Here is a 16216-nt window from a genome sequence, read left to right as displayed (position 1 = left end):
TTTCGCACTGGCTAAGCACATAGTGATTTGCGGCGCTACGCGGGCGCCGACTCATTCCCAAGGTTGGATCAAAAATTAGCGGGTAAAACAGCCTTTGGCAAGCGGGATGGGGGCCTACAGTTTGAGGTTGATCTGTGGTCAATCACCGATTGAAGAGTAGGTGACACTGAAAGCTAGTTGGGTGGTAAGGGAATCCATTCCTTGTCGCCCGGCACGTCAGGAAAGTCGCCATTGCGCCAGGCGCGCACAGCTTGTTGTATGCGTCTGGGGTCGCTGTTGACGAAATTCCATTCCAGCTGGCGTGGCCCTAAAGGCTGGCCTCCCAACCAAATCAGTCTGGCGCCGTTGGGACTGTGCAAACTTGGGGTGGCGGCCTGGGCCAAGACTCCCATTTGCCCCTGGCTGAGCGCGTCTTGATCTACGCGCACCTGGCCTGACACCACAAATACGGCTTGTTCAGCGGCATCGGCCACCAAGGGCAGCCGGCCGCCGGGCGGCAGCTGAATATCCACATAAAGGGTGGGTGAGGCTGTCATCACTGGGGAGTGCTCGCCGAAGGCTTGGCCCATCACCACTTTAATCTGCGCGCCAGCAAGCTGGGTGCTGGGTATCTCATCGGCGGCGTAATGGCGGAAGGTGGGAGCGCAGGTTTCGAGGTGCTCGGGGAGGGCCATCCAGGACTGGATGCCATGCAGCACCATAGGGTCGGCATGCTCGACGGGGCGTTCTGAATGCACGATGCCCTGTCCGGCGGTCATCAGGTTTACGGCCCCGGGGCGAATATCCTGGACGACGCCCAAGCTGTCGCGGTGCCGGATGGCGCCAGCGAACAAGTAGGTCATGGTTGCCAGGCCAATATGTGGATGAGGGCGCACCTGCACGCCGTCATTAGGGGCGTACACGGCCGGGCCCATTTCATCAAAAAACACGAAAGGGCCTACGCTGCGTTGCTGGGGGCTTGGCAATACGCGGCGGACAATCAGGCTGCCAATGTCCCGGCTACGCGGGGTGATCACATGCGCCAAGTGACTGAGGGCAGGAGCGGTCATCGAAAATCCTATGCGATAAAGCAGCGCCGCACTATAACGCTTGGCTGGGCGCAGTACGTAGGGCCTCGCACAGCTGTAACGCTAGCGGGCCCATCGCATCGTGGTCTCGGCTGCTGAGGTAGAAATTTTCAGCCCGGCGTTGGCCTTGTTCTAAAGCGAGGGGCTGTAAACGCCGAGCATCCAGTGCTTCTTGAATGTGCATCGCAGGCAGCCAGGCATAACCCAGGCCCCGTTGCACCAGCGCTGTAGAGGTGTGGAGGTGGTCTACGGTCCAGCGTTGTTCAGACCCTAACCAGCCTGCGTCATGGTCGCGATTGCGGGCCGAGTCGCGGAGCACAATTTGCCGATGCGCTTTGAGGTCCTCTAGCTGCAAAGTCCTGTCTAGCTGGTGCAGAGGATGGTGCGGGGCCGCAACACACAGGAAGTCCACGCTGCCCAGGAGCTCATTGAGACAATCGCGCAGTGGCAAGGGGGTAATAGCAAGGTCTGCCTCATGGTTTTGGAGCATCTCTGCAGCTCCGCCGAGCACAGGCTCGCGCAGCTCCAGACGGCAATGTGGATGCTGCTCAAGCAAGGATTCCAAGGGCAGTAACACCTGGGTGAGCGGATAAGCTTGATCCACAGCTAAGCGCAAATCTTGACGCTGTTGGCTCAGGGCTTGGGCGACCCCAAGAATACGCTGCGATTCGTCGAGCAAATACTGGGCCCGCCTGCCTAAAGTGACTCCGGCTGGGGTCAACACCACCTGTTTGCCTTCTACTTGAACCAAGCTGAGGCCGAGCTCTGCTTCCAGCTTGCGTAAGCCGTGGTGGATGGCCGAGGGAGTTTTATGCACTTGGGTACTGGCGGCATGGAAGCCACCATGCTCGGCCACGGCGCAAAGCATGCGCCAAGATTCAAGAGTGGGTGCGCGCATCGATATCGCCAAGATGTTCAAAATAAATAAACGTAACAGCCTAAATAAAACAATTCCAATAAATACAAAGGGGGTCTAAGCTGAGCTCTCATTCATCAACACAAGGAACGCACCATGCTTGACTATCCACGTCCCGCAGCCGATCGTGGCGCTGTAGATATGGGCTGGCTGCAGAGTCGGCATAGCTTCTCGTTTGGCAGTTACTATGACCCTGCCCATATGGGATGGTCGGTGCTACGGGTGATTAATGATGATGAAGTGGCGCCGGGTGCCGGTTTTGGAACGCACGGGCACCGCGATATGGAGATCATTTCTTATGTGCTGGAGGGTGCCCTGGAACACCGCGATAGCATGGGTCACAGCTCTATTCTGCGCGCCGGTGAAGTGCAGCGAATGACTGCGGGGACCGGGGTGCAGCACTCGGAGTTCAATGCCTCGCGTACTGACCCCGTCAAGTTTTTACAGATTTGGGTGATGCCTGAACGCAGTGGCTTGCAGCCTAGTTATGAGCAAAAACCTTTTGCCAGGCAACCCGGTTTGCAGGCCTTGGTGACCCGCGACGGTCGCGAGGGGAGTTTGAAGATTCATCAAGATATGCAGTTGTTACAGCTAGAACTGGAGCCTGGTGAACAGAGGGACTTGGCGCAGCCCGAACGTTGGGGCTATTTACATGTCCTCCAGGGTCAAGCCGAGCTGCACCAACGGTCCTTGGGGCAGGCCGACGCCGTAGGATGGCGTGAGACCTCATCGGCGACGGTTAAGGCGGGTCCTGAAGGTTTACAAGCCCTGGTATTCGACTTGCCAGCTGGTGCCCATGGCTGATCTTTGGGCTGATTCCTGGGCTGACCCTTGGGCCTTTTGGCTCCTTGCTATTGCCGGTGTGTATTTCACCGGCATTTCCAAGGCAGGCTTCGCTGGCGCCGCTGGCGTGGTGGCTGTTCCGATGCTGGCCTTGGTGCTTCCCGTTCCGCAGGCGCTGATGCTTATGCTGCCCTTGCTGCTATTCATGGATCTGGGCATTTTGCTGCGCCATCGTGGCCTATGGGGGCAGCTGCGTTTAGGCAGGCTTTTGCCAGCGAGCATATTGGGTGTGATTCTTGGAACCCTTGTGCTCAGCGTGTTGCCTGAAGCTCTCACCAAGATCTTAGTCGGGCTTTTATGCCTGATTTTGTTAGTGATCCCCTCCCGCCTTTCGGCCGCTTGGGTGAGTCGGCCCTGGGCAGGGCCCGTGTTCGGAGCCCTGGCCGGACTGAGCAGTAGCTTGGTGCATGCAGGAGGTCCGGTTCTGAATGCCTACTTGGCCAGGCAAGCCCTCAGTCCCACGCTTTGGATTGCGACCGCGGCGACCTTTTTTGGCGCGGTGAATCTTCTCAAAGTGCCAGCTTATGTCTCTGCTGGCTTTGCTCTTCCTGGCGGATGGACCACCGTTGCATGGTTGATACCCGCAGCTGTGGCCGGTATGGCAAGTGGGAATGTTCTGCGTGAGCGTCTGCAGCCCGCCACATTTGGTCGCGTCATGCGCGGTGTGTTGCTGCTCATGGCCCTCAGTTTGGTGCTACAGGGCAGCTTGGCGTGGTTATGAGGCTCGCCGAGTGACCAGCCATTGGCGTAGCTGCGCACCGAATTGGTACAAGCTCAGCCCTAAGAGAATCAGCATTGCGCCGTATAAGGCGCTGGCTGGCGGCTCCTCATTGAGTAACCAATGCCCCCAGTACAAGGCCAGGACAGGAGTCATGACTGGGATCAACGCAGCTTGAACGGCTGTGGTGTGGCGTAGTACCTGAAAATACAACACAAAGGCTAACACTGAGCCAATGATGGCGAGGTATACCGTTGCCCCCACACTGGTTGCACTCAGCTGCGACGGCAGGGTGCGGTCTAGCAACAGCCAGCTGGCAAAGAACAAAGGCAACGACAGTATTAACGACCCCGTGGTGTGTTGTACGGGGTCCAGGTGCCTGGCCCAAGCCTTGACCAGAACGCTGCCCAAGGCGAAAAGCGCAGTGGCGACTAAGGCCAAAATCAGACCCGGCCAGGCGGAAGGGTCGACCTCGAGCGCTCCTTCAAAGACGAGGCCTAGGCCGGCAATGGCAAGCAGCAGGGCCAGAGCTCGCATGGGAGTGAGGTTGCGCTCATGCAAAATAAAATGTGCAAACGTCCCCGACAATACCGGAGCCAGTCCAAAGATCACCGAGACTAACCCGGTAGGAATGGTTTGTACGGCCTGGTAGGTCAAGCTGAGTGAGCCGAACATGCCCAGGTTGGCCGCGGCGTAGGAGGCGAGCGAGCGACGATCCAAGGGCAGAGCTTGGCGGAGGTACGCCAGCAAGCTCATGCTGATGAAACAGGCTAAGAGCATGCGTAGGCCGGTTGCCGCGGGCACGCTCAAGCTGTGAGTGGAGAGTTTGACCATGAGCGGCGTCGTGCTCCAGACAAACACCACGCCCGCATAGGCGAATATCAGCCGCCAGTTCATCATCGCAGCCCGGCCCGCAGAGCCACATGGATACTCAAATGCCCGGAAGCCGCAGGCTTAACTCTTGGCGCGACGGTCGCGGGCAGCGCAAAGAGTATTGTGCAGCAACATGGCAATGGTCATAGGACCTACGCCGCCGGGGACCGGAGTAATGGCGCGGGCCCGCTCAGCCGCCGCAGCGTATTCCACGTCGCCGACCAAACGCCCATCGTCAAGACGGTTAATACCGACATCGATGACGACCGCGCCGGGTTTGATCCAGTCACCCTTGACGAACTCGGGGATGCCCACCCCAGCGACGACAATATCGGCTCGCGCGACTTCGGCTGCGACGTCGCGTGTGCGTGAATTACAAATGGTAACGGTGGCGTTCGCTAACAGCAGCTCCATCGCCATGGGTCGTCCGACGATATTCGATGCTCCCACCACCACGGCATGCTGCCCACAAGGGTCCACTGCACAGGCTTCCAACATTTTCATCACGCCATAAGGCGTGCACGGGCGCAGGCCGGGGCGCTTCTGCAGCAGTTTGCCAATGTTGGAGGGATGAAAGCCGTCTACATCTTTGCCGGGGTGAATACGGTCGAGGATGGCATCAGCGTCCAGGCCTTGAGGGAGGGGTAGCTGCACCAGTATCCCATCGATGTCGTCGCGGGTATTGAGTGAGTCGACCAAGGCCTCTAACTCTAGCTGACTGATGTCAGCCGGCGGTGTGATCTTCTCAGAGACAAACCCCACTTCGGCGCAGGCGCGCTCTTTGTTCCGTACATAGACCTCTGAGGCGGGGTTGTCGCCAACTAAAACGACGGCTAAGCCTGGGGGTTTGTGGCCGGCCTGAGCGTCAGCCTGGACTTGATTGGCGATGTCACGGCGTAGGTTTGCGGCAATCTCTTTGCCGTCTATGCGTTGAGCTGTCATGCACGTATTATCGAACAACTTGGGCTCGGGAATCGAGCAAGGCTAAAAAATTGCGTTATAATGCGCAGGTCGGCGTGTAGCGCAGCCTGGTAGCGCAACTGCTTTGGGAGCAGTGGGTCGGGAGTTCGAATCTCTCCACGCCGACCATTTCCTGCCCCCGCTGCCCCCGCTGCCCCCGCTGCCTCCGATTGGCGAGGCGTGCGACTTTCCCACGGGCCCTATCATATTGTGAGCACTGTCTTGAACGCGCTGGCCTCGGCGGATTCTGTGCTTTACTTGGTCGTGTTGGCGACAGGAATCATCGCTGGTGTCATCAACACCTTAGCCGGAGGGGGAAGTAACCTCACCGTGCCCGCGCTTATGATGTTTGGCCTCCCCGCGGATGCTGCTAACGCAACGAACAGGGTGGGGGTGTTCTTGCAATGCTTGGTGGGTATACGCGGCTTTAGTCAGGCGGGAAAGCTAGCGCTGAATGATGTGCGCCCCATCCTGGGGTGGACCATGGCGGGGGGACTGATCGGGGCTCTGAGCGCGTCGTTCATGCCCAATATTGTGCTCAAGCCCCTGATGTTATTTGCGATGATCAGCATGGCGGCCTTGGTATTGCTGCGCCCGACGACCTTGGCTCCGAAACCTGACGAGCCAGCTCGCGCAGTGGCCGAGCAGCCTTGGGCATGGTTGTATCTCCTACTGACTGGGGTTTATGGCGGCTTTGTACAAGCTGGGGTGGGTTTCTTGTTACTAGGAAGCTTAAGTGGCGCTCTGCGCTACGATCTTTGGCGGGCGAATGCACTCAAGCTGCTATGCACCATGATGTTTACGGCCGTGGCCCTGGTGGTATTTGTCAGCCGTGATCAGGTTGTGTGGGTCCCGGCTTTGGTTTTGGCCCTAGGCACCATGCTCGGCGCTCGCTTGGCCGTGAGCTGGTCGCTGCATATCAGTCAGCGCACTTTGAAATGGTTTGTGTTGTGGATGACTGTGGCTGCCAGCGTGGCCGCCATGCTGCGTTAGTAGCCAGCCATGCAAGCGGCATTGATGCCCACCGTTTGTGATCTCGCTGCGCTACGCCTTATCTATGAAGACGAGGCCCTCGTCGCTATTCACAAGCCCGCCGGCTTATTGGTTCATCGCTCACCCATTGATCGGCAAGAGACTCAATTTGCCCTGCAGCTCACCCGCGACTTAATTGGAACGAAGGTCTATCCAGTCCATCGGTTGGACAAAGCCACCTCAGGCCTTTTGCTGTTTGCGAAATCCTCGGCCATGGCGAGCCAATTGCAACCTCAGTTCGCGCAGCATCGCATGCAGAAGATGTACTGGGCTTTGGTGCGCGGCTGGATGCCTCCTGGCGGCAGCATCGATCAAGCCTTGGTGTATAAGTGCGACGCGCATGGTGATCCCAGGCGGCGTCAAAGCGACGCCCCACAGCCAGCCCGCACCGACTGGCTGCGGTTAGCAACCACCACCTTAGACGAGCCACTAGGGCGATACCCACAGCAGCGATATAGCTTGGTCCAGCTCACCCCCCTGACTGGCCGCAAGCATCAGCTGCGCCGGCACCTCAACCGGTTGAGCCATCCCATCATTGGGGATGTGAACTATGGTGACCGGCACCATAACCGTCTCTTGGCCCAATGGCTGGGCTATCACCGCTTGTATCTGGCCGCTAGACAGCTACGTTTTGAGCATCCATTGACGCGAGAGTTATTCACACTGAAGGCACCGCTACAGGATGACTTTGTGCATGCTTTACAGCGTCTTAACCTTGGTCATTGCTGAGGGCGATACACTTTGCTCCTTATGCAATGGCCGTGGCTGAGCAGTTGCGCCAGGAGACTTAGATCATCGTCATGAGTACAGGAGTCACTATGCGAATCACAGGAATGGCGCTTGCTGCAGCGCTGGTTAGCGCGCTTAGCAGCTGCGCCGTGCAAGTCCCCGCTGGGTCTCTAGAGCAGCAGGCCTTGCTGCCCGCTGGTTGGGACCAGAAAGTCGCCAAAGCGCGGCAAGTGGAAACCATCGCAGAGCGTTATCTGGAGCTCAGCTTGGCCATGCAACCCACGCTGGGTGTGGCCTTGGGTCGCCACGGAACGGCTGAGGCACCGCATCTGTATGACCGCAGCTTGCCCGATATGCGACCACTCGCGCTGCAAAGCGCGGTGAACCGCTTGCGGCGTTTGGAGCAGGCACTGGAGAACATAGACCCAGACCGTCTTGATCCACACATTCGTGCCGACCGACGCATTGTCTTGTCCAAAATCCGCCTGGATATTCTCGAGCTCACCGACTTGCAGGTCGCGCGAGATCCGCTGACCTACATTGGTACGCTGGGGAGCGCGTATTCCTCCTTGTTGCTGCGCGATTTCGCGCCTTTAGAGCAACGCTTGCATAGCCTTGCTGCGCGCTGCGCTGCCACTCCGGCGTTCTTAGCGCAGGCGAAGTCCAATTTAAGCCCAGAGGCAGTGCAGCCGACGGCGGTGCAAAAAATGTTGGTGCAGCCGCGTATCAAGGGCATGGTGAGCGACACGGGTCTGTTACGCCAGACGGTTCCGGAACTGGTAGACCGAGCGGGTTTGACCGGGCTTATTGGAACGCAGATTTCCGAGGCCTGTATTGATGCAGCAGAAGCATTGGATGACTTCGGGGAATGGTTTGCCAGCACCGTTACGCCAAGGCCAGATAGCCCTTGGCGACTGGGGCCCGATCTCTACGCGCGCAAGTATGAGCTGTACATGGATTACCCCTTAGGACCACAGGAGCTGTTGGACAAAGCCACGACCGCGCTGCAGGACCGACATTACCGGCTACGCTCTATCGCTCGGCGTATCCACGATGGCTATTTAGAAGATGCGATCACTTCAGGCGAGGTGAAGCCCTCGGCCCAGCTTGGCGATGAACAGGTTGCCCGCAATGTTCTGGCCAAGATGGCAGAAGATCGGCCGACCGTGGAGAGCCTGATTGAAGACAGTTATGCCTTAGCAGACTCCATTGTTAGCTTTGTGCAAGACAAGGAACTTCTGGACCTGCCGCCTACAGCCAAGCTGCGTATTGAGCCTATCCCCGCTCACTTGTCTGGCTATGCGGTGGCTATGATTCAGACGGCACCACCCTTTGAGCCGGAGCTCGATTCCGTATGGTTTTGGGACCTGCCCATGCTGTCGCAGTCAGAGGGTTTCCTGAAGGAATACAACCGCCCGGCCTTAGCTGAGGTGTACATTCATGAGGGCGTGCCGGGCCATTTCGTTCAATTGGAATATTCCAATCGGGTGGAGCGCCTGGTTCCCAAGGTCTTCCGAAATGGGCCGATGGTAGAAGGTTGGGCTTCTTATATTCAGAGCCAGCTCGTGGATGAGGGCTACACGGTCTACGTCGATCATCCCCAAGGGCGGGAGTTGCAGCAAATTGCCAATCTCAAGCTGCAGCTGCGCAGCATTATCAACGCCATCATCGATATCCGACTGCACACTACGGATTGGCCTGAGGAGAAGGCTCTTACTCTGATGACTCGGCAAGGCTTTCAGGAGCCTGCGGAAGCACAGGGGAAGCTCACACGGGCCAAGCTCAGCTCTGTACAGCTGGCCAGTTATTACGCAGGCGACTTAGCCATCCGGCAAATACTGCGCGAATATCGCAAGCGGGAAGGCGACAACTTTAGCTGGAAGCGTTTCAATGAAACCTTGTTGTCCGCAGGTTCGCCGCCGATGGATGTGGTGCGTGCCACCGTTTTAGGGGAAGCGCAGTAGTCTCGCTGGAATAATCCATTCAATGATCGAGTGCCGGCCCTTTGCGGCCGGCATTTTTGTGTGCTCATGCCCGCCAGCGGCCAAGGTCACGTTCACGCCGATTTTCGGCATGGGTATGGATAGGGGACCGGGTACGGCCTGGGGTTGCAAGCGTAATCAGACGATGGCGAGGTGTTAGCTCCTCATTGTCAGGTACGCGATATGCGACGTTTGAGTCGGAGAGACGTACTACCGGTGGTTTTGACGCGTTAATGCTTAGGGGGAGTGCTCGCGGCATTCTGGTAACAACGGCGTCGCGCAAAAAAAACGGCACTCCGCAGAGTGCCGTTTGTCGTCCTGGTATGAACTCGCGCCCAGAGCAGCGAGTGGTAGTCAGGCTAGATTTTAGATCTCGAAGCCGTAACGCACACCGAAGGATACGGTGTTGTTTTCGGTGTTGTTATCCAGATCAGCGTAGGAGTACAGACCGTAGAGCTGGAAGTCTTCGATCAGGTTCACGAAGGCACCCAAGGTGGCGCCTTCACCCTCACCGGCGCCTTGGTCCACTTGACCGACAGTTGCAGCCAGGGTGATGTCACCCAGGTCGAAAGTGCCGGACAAGAAGGCGTAGCCACGCTCATCATCAACTTGACGCAGGTCGATGAGTTCATAAGACGCGCCCAGGGTCCAACCTTCGCCTTCGTAGTGAGCGGTAACCTGGGTTGAGGTGTCGACGACTTGGCCCGCTCCGGCAATCACGCCGTCAGCCAAGTCAGCACCGATGGTGAGGTACTGCACGCCAGCGGTCAGCGAACCCAAACGGTAGTCGATGCCGACACTGTAGTCATGATCTTCGTCGTTCAGCTCTTGCAGATGAACACCAGCATTCACGCTCAGGCCAGCTACTTCTGGTGAGAGGTAGGTAATGCTGTTGTCCGTCCATCCGTTGATCAGGTTGGACAGGCCGTAGGTCGCGCCTTCAGTACCGAATCCGCCAACGAAGTTGGCCGACGAGGTGTCGTAGAAGGGATCCAGGCGTTGACCAGCCAGTTTGTAGGCGGTGTTCACGCGTCCAAAGGTGAAGGTACCAACGCCACTGTTGAAGCCAACGAAGGCGTGGCGGGTGTCACCCAGGCCAAGGAAGCGATCGCCACGACCGTCGTCTTCCGTGCCCAGCGCCATTTCGATGGCGAAGAAGAATTGGCCTTGCTCACCTTGAAACCCAAGGCGGGAGCCATTGTTGTCTGCGCTCTGGCCGTCTTGAACTTGGGAGCCGAAGCGTTGTCCCTGAGCGCTACCGGCAGCGGTACGATCAACAGCAGCTTGCGTGTTGTCGACTTGGTTGGCAGAGATGTTGAATACGCCGTAGATCTTGCCTTCGGCTTGTGCGGACAGCGGAGCAGCCAGCGACGCTAGTACCAGCGCACCGGTCAATTTGGTTTTCATTAGAACTGTGGTCCTCAAAGAAGTTGGAATCCCGATCGCTGCCGTTCGCGAGCAGCGTCCCCAAAAAATCGCGGGCCTGCATTGTATACGACATCCCGGCCCGGAATGAAAGCTACTTTACCTAGGTTGCAGAAAAATTATGACATCTGCTCTTCGCGGATTTTTTGCAGATGAGACTCGATGTTGCAGCGGGCTAGTGGCCACAAAGCCTTTGGCACTGCGGCGTATTCCTGTTGCAAAATCGCCTCTACGTCCAGGCCTTGTTCCGACAACGCTCTGATATGCGCCTCGCGCTTCTGCCGGTGCTCCAGCGTCAGGCGAATCTGCCGAGTGCCTGGTAAAGCCATGCCATGAGAGGGCACAGTCACAGCGGGACCTAGCTTCAGCACCTTTTCAAGGGTATGGAAATAGGTCGCCATGTGGCCTTCAGGCTGAGCGATCACGACCGTGCCCACGCCCTGATACAAATCGCCGGTAATCATCCAGCGATGATCGTCCGGTAGAAAGGCTAGCTGCCCGGCATCGTGGCCGGGTACGGCAACCACTTTGACGGCGCGCCCGCGGCTGCTGCACAAGGTGTCGCCCTCACATAAGGTGTGTACGCAAATCCCGGCCAAGTAATCATCGCCCCAACGCCGAGCAATGCGTTCCTGCGTATCTAAGGACATCGCCAGGGGTAGGTCCCATTCCCGAGCCAGCTGAGGTGCCTGCTGATGGTGATCAGGGTGATGATGGGTCAGTACCAGTCTTTGTGGGCGCCCCCAGGCGGTTAAGAAGGACTTAAGCTTTGCGTATTCCTCAGCGTCGCAGGGCGAGGGGTCAATAAGCTGTAAGTCTTCACCCGGCTCGCCTAGCAAGAAGGCATTGGTATGGGTCGCCGGAGGCAGGGTATGCGAGCGCAAGGGCAAAATTCTCAGCCCATAAATGGGTTCGGACAGGTTGAGGCCATATTCCTGCCCTGGACGAACTCCCAGTTCGAGGATATCAGTGGCTGAGGGCTGCGCGGCTAAGGCACGTAATAGTTGCTGTTGGGCAGAGACGCAAAGCAGCTCGCCGGCTAAATACTCCTTCCAGAAGACCTCTGCGCTGGCCCAGCGCATGTGGCTGTGTTCGCGCAGATCTAAGGTGAAATTAGGCTTGCGAGCTAAATTGATGCGGAAGAAGGTCGTAGCAAATCGCCTGCCCACTCCAGGTGGGGTGGTGGCAACACCAAGCTCAAAGACGGAAACATCACTACGATGCAGGTCGAAGCCCAACTCCTCGCGAAGCTCTCTGGCAAGTGCGCCGATAAGCTCCATATCCAGCCCGCAGTAGCTGGCGCGCGGCGGCGCTAGTGCTTCCGTGGGCTCAACCTTGCCACCAGGACAGGCCCAATAACCAGGGAAAGCCCGAGCGTGATCTTGGCGGCGCACCAGCAAGATTTCATCATCCACGCAAAATAATGCGGCAACCGCGCGTCGAATTGTGCCACTCATTGTGTTTCCATTTTCTTCAGCTCGACTCTCAACACGTTTCTGAAAAAGCCTGATTTATTGGCATTTTGCACCTGCCTTGGGCAGAATGCCGACATCACGTTTGGGATGGCGGCTTTGCGCCTTTACATTGAAGAGGGATACATCTATGCGCAGTCATCGTATGCTCGGGCTAGTCAGCCTTGCGGCGGCGTTGTTTTTGGGAGGCTGTGATGAAGGTGTGCGCAGCCCAGACTTTCAGCGGCAGCTAGACCGCATCGAAGTTTGCGCGCAGCCGCAAAACGGCGTGTGCCCCACTTCTGGCTGCCCAACTGCTAACGCCATCGTCGCCTCGGGATTGACTCAGCAGTTCTGTGCAGTGGGCTTCTTCACGGGCGTGAGCAATGACGACGTGGTCGTCGATCGAATCAGTCGAGACATCACTGGTGAGGTTTCCTGGGAGAGTTCCATTACTGCTGTCGCCACCATTGATGCGACGACTGGATTAGCTCAGGCCATCGCCACGGGGCCAGTAACGACCATCTCGGCGTCAGCGGATGGTGTGGTGGGCTCCACCTCATTACAAGTCACACAAGCTGGTTTGACCGGACCAGGCTTGGTGGATCTATTTATTGAGCCACCTTTGCTCAACCCGACCGTGCCAGGTGTGGTCACCCCATTCCGCTGCACGGCGCAGTTCACAGATGACTCTTGCCTGGGTGCGAACCCTGTGGTCTGTGACGTAACCAATAACCTAGAGTGGGATTCGTCATTGCCGCTTGTTGGCACTGTCGGCAACACGGCTCAAGCGCGTCTAGACCAGGACGCCAAAGGGGTTTTCACTGCGGTGAGTGCTGGCGTTACGAGTGTCAGCTGCACCGCGCCCGAGTCGGACAGCGATAACAATAGTGAATTCGCTCGCGTCACCGTCTGTGATGCTCAGCTGCTAAATGAACCGCAAGGACTGCGGCTGCAGGTAGGTGAAGTGACCGTGCCGGACGATCAGCCACTGACCTTGTTTCCAGATCAGCGCTTAAGCTTATCTTTGATCGGGACCTTCCGAAATGACGACCCAAACTGTGACGTGGGTCCAACCTTCGAGTTGGACTTGACGCAATCGGCGCAATGGCAGTCTCAGCGGGCGGATGTCGTCGCTGTGGGAAACACCGTCTTCCTCAACAAGGGTGAAATCCGTTACGTCAGCCCTGGACTGGCCACCGTGAACGCCAGCTTCGGCGGGCAGACGGCATCGGTAGACGTTATTGCGACAGACGCACGCGTACGGGAACTACGCATAGATGGCCCCCGGTTCCTCTTTGCGCCAGGGAGTTACGATTACACCGCCACAGCTTTGTTTGAGTTGGCGGCTGGCGAGACCAGCGAAGCCTTGCCACCAAATTGCGAAGCAGAAACACAGGAGCCAGCAGAGGGTGACGGTGAACCGGTCGTATCGGAGACGCGCTTCTTGTGCGATGTCACGCAGTCCCCAGACATCATCTGGCGTACCCGGTTAGCATCCGGTCTGGACGGTGCTGGTGTAGCAGATATCCCGAATAACAACGGAGTACTAGGTGTGCGCGCTGATGCTGAGCCTCAAGGGCTTACGGTGGTGGCGAACTACCGTGGCAGCACAGCAAATGCCGACGCCATTATCGTTCCTGCAGACTTGGTAGACCTGAGAGTGAATCCGGGGCTGGCCTGTATTTCCAGCGGAACATTAGGGCTCGGCGATGTTCTTGGCAGCGCCCGTCAAGTGCAAATGGACGCGGACTTGATTTTTGAGGTGCAGCTACCAGGAGCGGATGCTCCCCAGCAGTGCTCGATTACGAACTCTGAACGCGCCGCTTGGCAACTGACCCAAACCAGCCCTCTGGCGGCTGCTGGGAGTGACCTCATCGATGCAGTACCGAATTTGTTGGCCTCATTGGCGGGCTTGTTCGGCGCAGAGGAAACGGTCGCTGGCTTCAAGCCTGGTTGTCTACCCCTATTACCGGTGACAGTGGGAGGAGGAAATGACGACTTCCTGCAGGCGCCCCCTGCCTTCGTGAGTAACCAAGCCGGTTCCCGCGGTTTGGTAACCGCTAATGAAGAGGCTGTTCTAGGGTTAATTCCTAATCTCACCGTAGGCACAGCCTGTGTGAGCGCTAGCGTGACGAACAATGCGGGTGAAAACATAGAGGGCAGTGGCACCGTCCTTGTGGCCGTGGATTTGCTGCCCGAAGTCTGTTCTTTGGTGCAACCGCTCACGGATGATCTGCTGACGGATGGTGTCCCCCCCGATCTGTTGTCGTTGCTCTCAAACTTGCTGCTGAGTACGGGGAACCCGAATGACCCGCCAAGCTGTAATGACGTATTGGAGGGTACAGCCGGTGAAGAAGGCGAGGATCCAGGAGATGGTGAATCTGGCGGAGCTGGTGGTTTGGGCGGACTACTGGGGCAACTGTTGGGCGCACTTATTGGCGCGAACGGTCGCTAGGGAGCAAGAAGCAATAATGGCAAAGCTACAGGGGATGACCATGGTCGCATTCAAGAATCAGCGCGCGTGGGCGCTCGGCATTGGGGCGCTGGCGTTGGTCGGAGTGGCCCAGGCGCAGTCCGACCGCTCCATTGATGAGCGGGCCGAAGAGATGCTGCGTGGGGGAACACAGCAACAAAGCTCTTCCAGCAGGGAGCCTACTGCAGCTGCGCCACGCCCACGGTCAGCACCAACAATGAATAACTCGCCTGAGCCGAATTTTGGCTCGCCCTTCGATGACCGCTTCTGGATTGGTGCGGCTGGTGGGGCGACCTTTGCTGACGATGACGATTTCGATAACGGAGTGTCCGCGATCGTCAGCTTCGGAAAAACCCTGTTTGAGAACTTCGCTATGCAGGTCGAAGGCCAATACAGCAATCTCGAAGTGGGTAATGTGGCCGGCGGTGGCTTTAGTTCAGATTTCGAGCGCTTAGGCGTCGGTTTGACAGGGCACTACCTACTGCCTCTGGGGCGTCTGCTCATCGGTCCCACCTTCGGGGCCTCATTTCGCCAAATCGATTTCCTGGGAAGTGATGAGACTGGTGTAGGTGTTCACGGTGGTGTTGGCGCAGCGCTCAAGCTCAACCAAATATTCGATCTCACCTTAGACGCCCGATATGTTGTTGACTTCATGGAAGGTGATGGAGCTATTGACGAGACAGGTTTCTACGGCTGGCACGGGCTGGTAGGCCTGCGGGCCAAGCTTGGCACTTGGCCGCCTGCACCCCCCGATGGCGATAATGACGGCGTGCCCGATTATCGTGATGACTGTCCGAATACACCGGCGGGCGCCATCGTGAATGAGCGTGGCTGTGCTTTGGATTCGGACGGTGACGGCGTTCCGGACTTTCTTGATCGCTGTCCGAATACGCCCGCCAATGTGGCTGTGGACGAATTTGGCTGTCCATTGGATCAGGATAAGGACGGTGTTCCTGACGTCGTCGATGAATGTCCTGACACACCTGAAGGCACTGATGTGGATGCATTGGGTTGCCCGCTGGATACCGACCAGGATGGCGTTATCAATACCAAGGATCTGTGCCCGAACACACCCTTCGGCGCGGAGGTGGACATCCATGGCTGTCCCTTCGATACCGACCAAGACGGTGTGCCGGACTTCCGTGACGATTGTCCGAACACGCCATTTGGAACGCCGGTGAATGAACGGGGCTGCTCTTTAGATTCCGATGGCGATGGAGTGCCGGACACGATTGACCAATGTCCGAACACCTATCCTGGCCTGGAGGTCAATGAGGTTGGCTGTCCGATCAAGGATCAAGTTCTGGTGCTGAATAACGTTCACTTCGAATTTGACAAGGCGGTACTGCTCCCGGATGCCAAACAGCTTCTGGATAAAGTGGCCAAGTCACTGCTGGATCAGCCTGAACTCAAAATTGAAGTGGCGGGCCATACCGACAGCCTGGGCTCCGACAGCTACAACCAAAAGCTCTCTGAGAGGCGGGCAGCCTCAGTCAGGCAGTATCTGGTTCAACGCGGAGTTGCGCCGAGCAATGTCTACTCCAAGGGTTATGGTGAGCGCGTACCCGTAGCGACTAACCAGACCGAAGAGGGTCAGGCGTTGAATCGTCGGGTAGAAATCCACCTGCTTGATGATTAACTAAGCTTTGAGACTGAGCGAAAAAGCCGGGGCCAGACCCCGGCTTTTTTTGGCTCTTTGTTTTGATTGTTGCTGAGCTGTTGCTGAGCTGTTGCTAGGTGGCTT

The 16216-nt window shown here is 57.5% G+C and carries 13 protein-coding genes and 1 tRNA gene; 8 read left to right on the top strand and 6 right to left on the bottom strand.

The features are described 5' to 3' along the window. Nucleotides 1-173: 173 nt before the first annotated feature. Entirely contained in the window at nt 174-1049 is an 876-nt protein-coding gene (locus KI787_08770; GenBank protein MBV6630043.1) for a pirin family protein, read from the bottom strand. Between the two features lie 31 nt (nt 1050-1080). Next, the gene (locus tag KI787_08765) at nt 1081-1965 is read right to left on the bottom strand and encodes a LysR family transcriptional regulator (GenBank protein MBV6630042.1); all 885 of its coding nucleotides are present in this window, start codon (nt 1963-1965) and stop codon (nt 1081-1083) included. A gap of 114 nt (nt 1966-2079) precedes the next feature. On the opposite strand from KI787_08765, the gene KI787_08760 reads away from it, so the two are divergent. Both KI787_08760 and KI787_08755 read left to right on the top strand, forming a co-directional pair. Continuing rightward, entirely contained in the window at nt 2080-2787 is a 708-nt protein-coding gene (locus tag KI787_08760) for a pirin family protein (GenBank protein ID MBV6630041.1), read from the top strand. Continuing rightward, nucleotides 2780-3547 carry a sulfite exporter TauE/SafE family protein gene (locus KI787_08755; protein ID MBV6630040.1) on the top strand — a complete coding sequence of 256 codons (768 nt, stop codon included), beginning with the start codon at nt 2780-2782 and terminating at the stop codon, nt 3545-3547. Before KI787_08760 ends, KI787_08755 begins: the two co-directional genes overlap by 8 nt. Here KI787_08755 and KI787_08750 read toward each other — a convergent pair. Together KI787_08750 and folD are read right to left on the bottom strand one after the other, a co-directional pair. Further along, nucleotides 3542-4444: a DMT family transporter gene (locus tag KI787_08750; GenBank protein MBV6630039.1), complete on the bottom strand. Its 903-nt coding sequence runs from the start codon at nt 4442-4444 to the stop codon at nt 3542-3544. The two genes, KI787_08755 and KI787_08750, sit on opposite strands and share 6 nt — an antisense overlap. A gap of 54 nt (nt 4445-4498) precedes the next feature. After that, on the bottom strand, nt 4499-5359 hold the full coding sequence (gene folD, locus KI787_08745) for a bifunctional methylenetetrahydrofolate dehydrogenase/methenyltetrahydrofolate cyclohydrolase FolD (protein ID MBV6630038.1): 861 nt from the start codon (nt 5357-5359) through the stop codon (nt 4499-4501). Between the two features lie 70 nt (nt 5360-5429). Between folD and KI787_08740 the strand changes: the two genes are divergently transcribed. The 4 genes from KI787_08740 (at nt 5430) to KI787_08725 (ending at nt 9102) form a co-directional block, all read left to right on the top strand. Beyond that, nucleotides 5430-5506: transfer RNA gene (locus tag KI787_08740), tRNA-Pro, on the top strand. Nucleotides 5507-5587: 81 nt separating this feature from the next. Further along, nucleotides 5588-6370 carry a sulfite exporter TauE/SafE family protein gene (locus KI787_08735; protein ID MBV6630037.1) on the top strand — a complete coding sequence of 261 codons (783 nt, stop codon included), beginning with the start codon at nt 5588-5590 and terminating at the stop codon, nt 6368-6370. Nucleotides 6371-6379: 9 nt separating this feature from the next. Further along, entirely contained in the window at nt 6380-7138 is a 759-nt protein-coding gene (locus tag KI787_08730; GenBank protein MBV6630036.1) for a pseudouridylate synthase, read from the top strand. Nucleotides 7139-7227: 89 nt separating this feature from the next. Continuing rightward, a complete protein-coding gene (locus tag KI787_08725) occupies nt 7228-9102 on the top strand; it encodes a DUF885 domain-containing protein (GenBank protein MBV6630035.1) in 1875 nt (624 codons plus the stop codon). A 384-nt stretch (nt 9103-9486) separates the two neighbouring features. Here the strand turns inward: KI787_08725 and KI787_08720 are convergent, their stop codons facing one another. Both KI787_08720 and KI787_08715 read right to left on the bottom strand, forming a co-directional pair. After that, a complete protein-coding gene (locus KI787_08720) occupies nt 9487-10527 on the bottom strand; it encodes a porin (protein MBV6630034.1) in 1041 nt (346 codons plus the stop codon). Nucleotides 10528-10664: 137 nt separating this feature from the next. Then, the gene (locus KI787_08715; GenBank protein ID MBV6630033.1) at nt 10665-12002 is read right to left on the bottom strand and encodes an NUDIX domain-containing protein; all 1338 of its coding nucleotides are present in this window, start codon (nt 12000-12002) and stop codon (nt 10665-10667) included. A 145-nt stretch (nt 12003-12147) separates the two neighbouring features. Between KI787_08715 and KI787_08710 the strand changes: the two genes are divergently transcribed. Then, nucleotides 12148-14454, top strand: a complete 2307-nt coding sequence (locus KI787_08710) for a hypothetical protein (GenBank protein MBV6630032.1) — start codon at nt 12148-12150, stop codon at nt 14452-14454. Nucleotides 14455-14494: 40 nt separating this feature from the next. Then, nucleotides 14495-16111: an OmpA family protein gene (locus tag KI787_08705; protein MBV6630031.1), complete on the top strand. Its 1617-nt coding sequence runs from the start codon at nt 14495-14497 to the stop codon at nt 16109-16111. The last annotated feature ends 105 nt before the right edge of the window (nt 16112-16216 follow it).

Source organism: Oceanococcus sp. HetDA_MAG_MS8 (assembly GCA_019192445.1).
Lineage (GTDB): Bacteria > Pseudomonadota > Gammaproteobacteria > Nevskiales > Oceanococcaceae > MS8.
The sequence above is the reverse complement of the archived record's forward strand: the minus strand, read 5'-3'. Positions and strand labels throughout refer to the sequence as shown.

Bases quoted from the DNA above. Each gene is read 5' to 3' on its own strand.
- KI787_08715 (MBV6630033.1), bottom strand. From the start codon at position 12,002: ATGAGTGGCACAATTCGACGCGCGGTTGCCGCATTATTTTGCGTGGAT.
- KI787_08710 (MBV6630032.1), top strand. From the start codon at position 12,148: ATGCGCAGTCATCGTATGCTCGGGCTAGTCAGCCTTGCGGCGGCGTTG.
- KI787_08720 (MBV6630034.1), bottom strand. From the start codon at position 10,527: ATGAAAACCAAATTGACCGGTGCGCTGGTACTAGCGTCGCTGGCTGCT.
- KI787_08730 (MBV6630036.1), top strand. From the start codon at position 6,380: ATGCAAGCGGCATTGATGCCCACCGTTTGTGATCTCGCTGCGCTACGC.
- KI787_08750 (MBV6630039.1), bottom strand. From the start codon at position 4,444: ATGATGAACTGGCGGCTGATATTCGCCTATGCGGGCGTGGTGTTTGTC.
- KI787_08725 (MBV6630035.1), top strand. From the start codon at position 7,228: ATGCGAATCACAGGAATGGCGCTTGCTGCAGCGCTGGTTAGCGCGCTT.
- KI787_08770 (MBV6630043.1), bottom strand. From the start codon at position 1,049: ATGACCGCTCCTGCCCTCAGTCACTTGGCGCATGTGATCACCCCGCGT.
- KI787_08760 (MBV6630041.1), top strand. From the start codon at position 2,080: ATGCTTGACTATCCACGTCCCGCAGCCGATCGTGGCGCTGTAGATATG.
- KI787_08705 (MBV6630031.1), top strand. From the start codon at position 14,495: ATGGTCGCATTCAAGAATCAGCGCGCGTGGGCGCTCGGCATTGGGGCG.
- folD (MBV6630038.1), bottom strand. From the start codon at position 5,359: ATGACAGCTCAACGCATAGACGGCAAAGAGATTGCCGCAAACCTACGC.
- KI787_08755 (MBV6630040.1), top strand. From the start codon at position 2,780: ATGGCTGATCTTTGGGCTGATTCCTGGGCTGACCCTTGGGCCTTTTGG.
- KI787_08765 (MBV6630042.1), bottom strand. From the start codon at position 1,965: ATGCGCGCACCCACTCTTGAATCTTGGCGCATGCTTTGCGCCGTGGCC.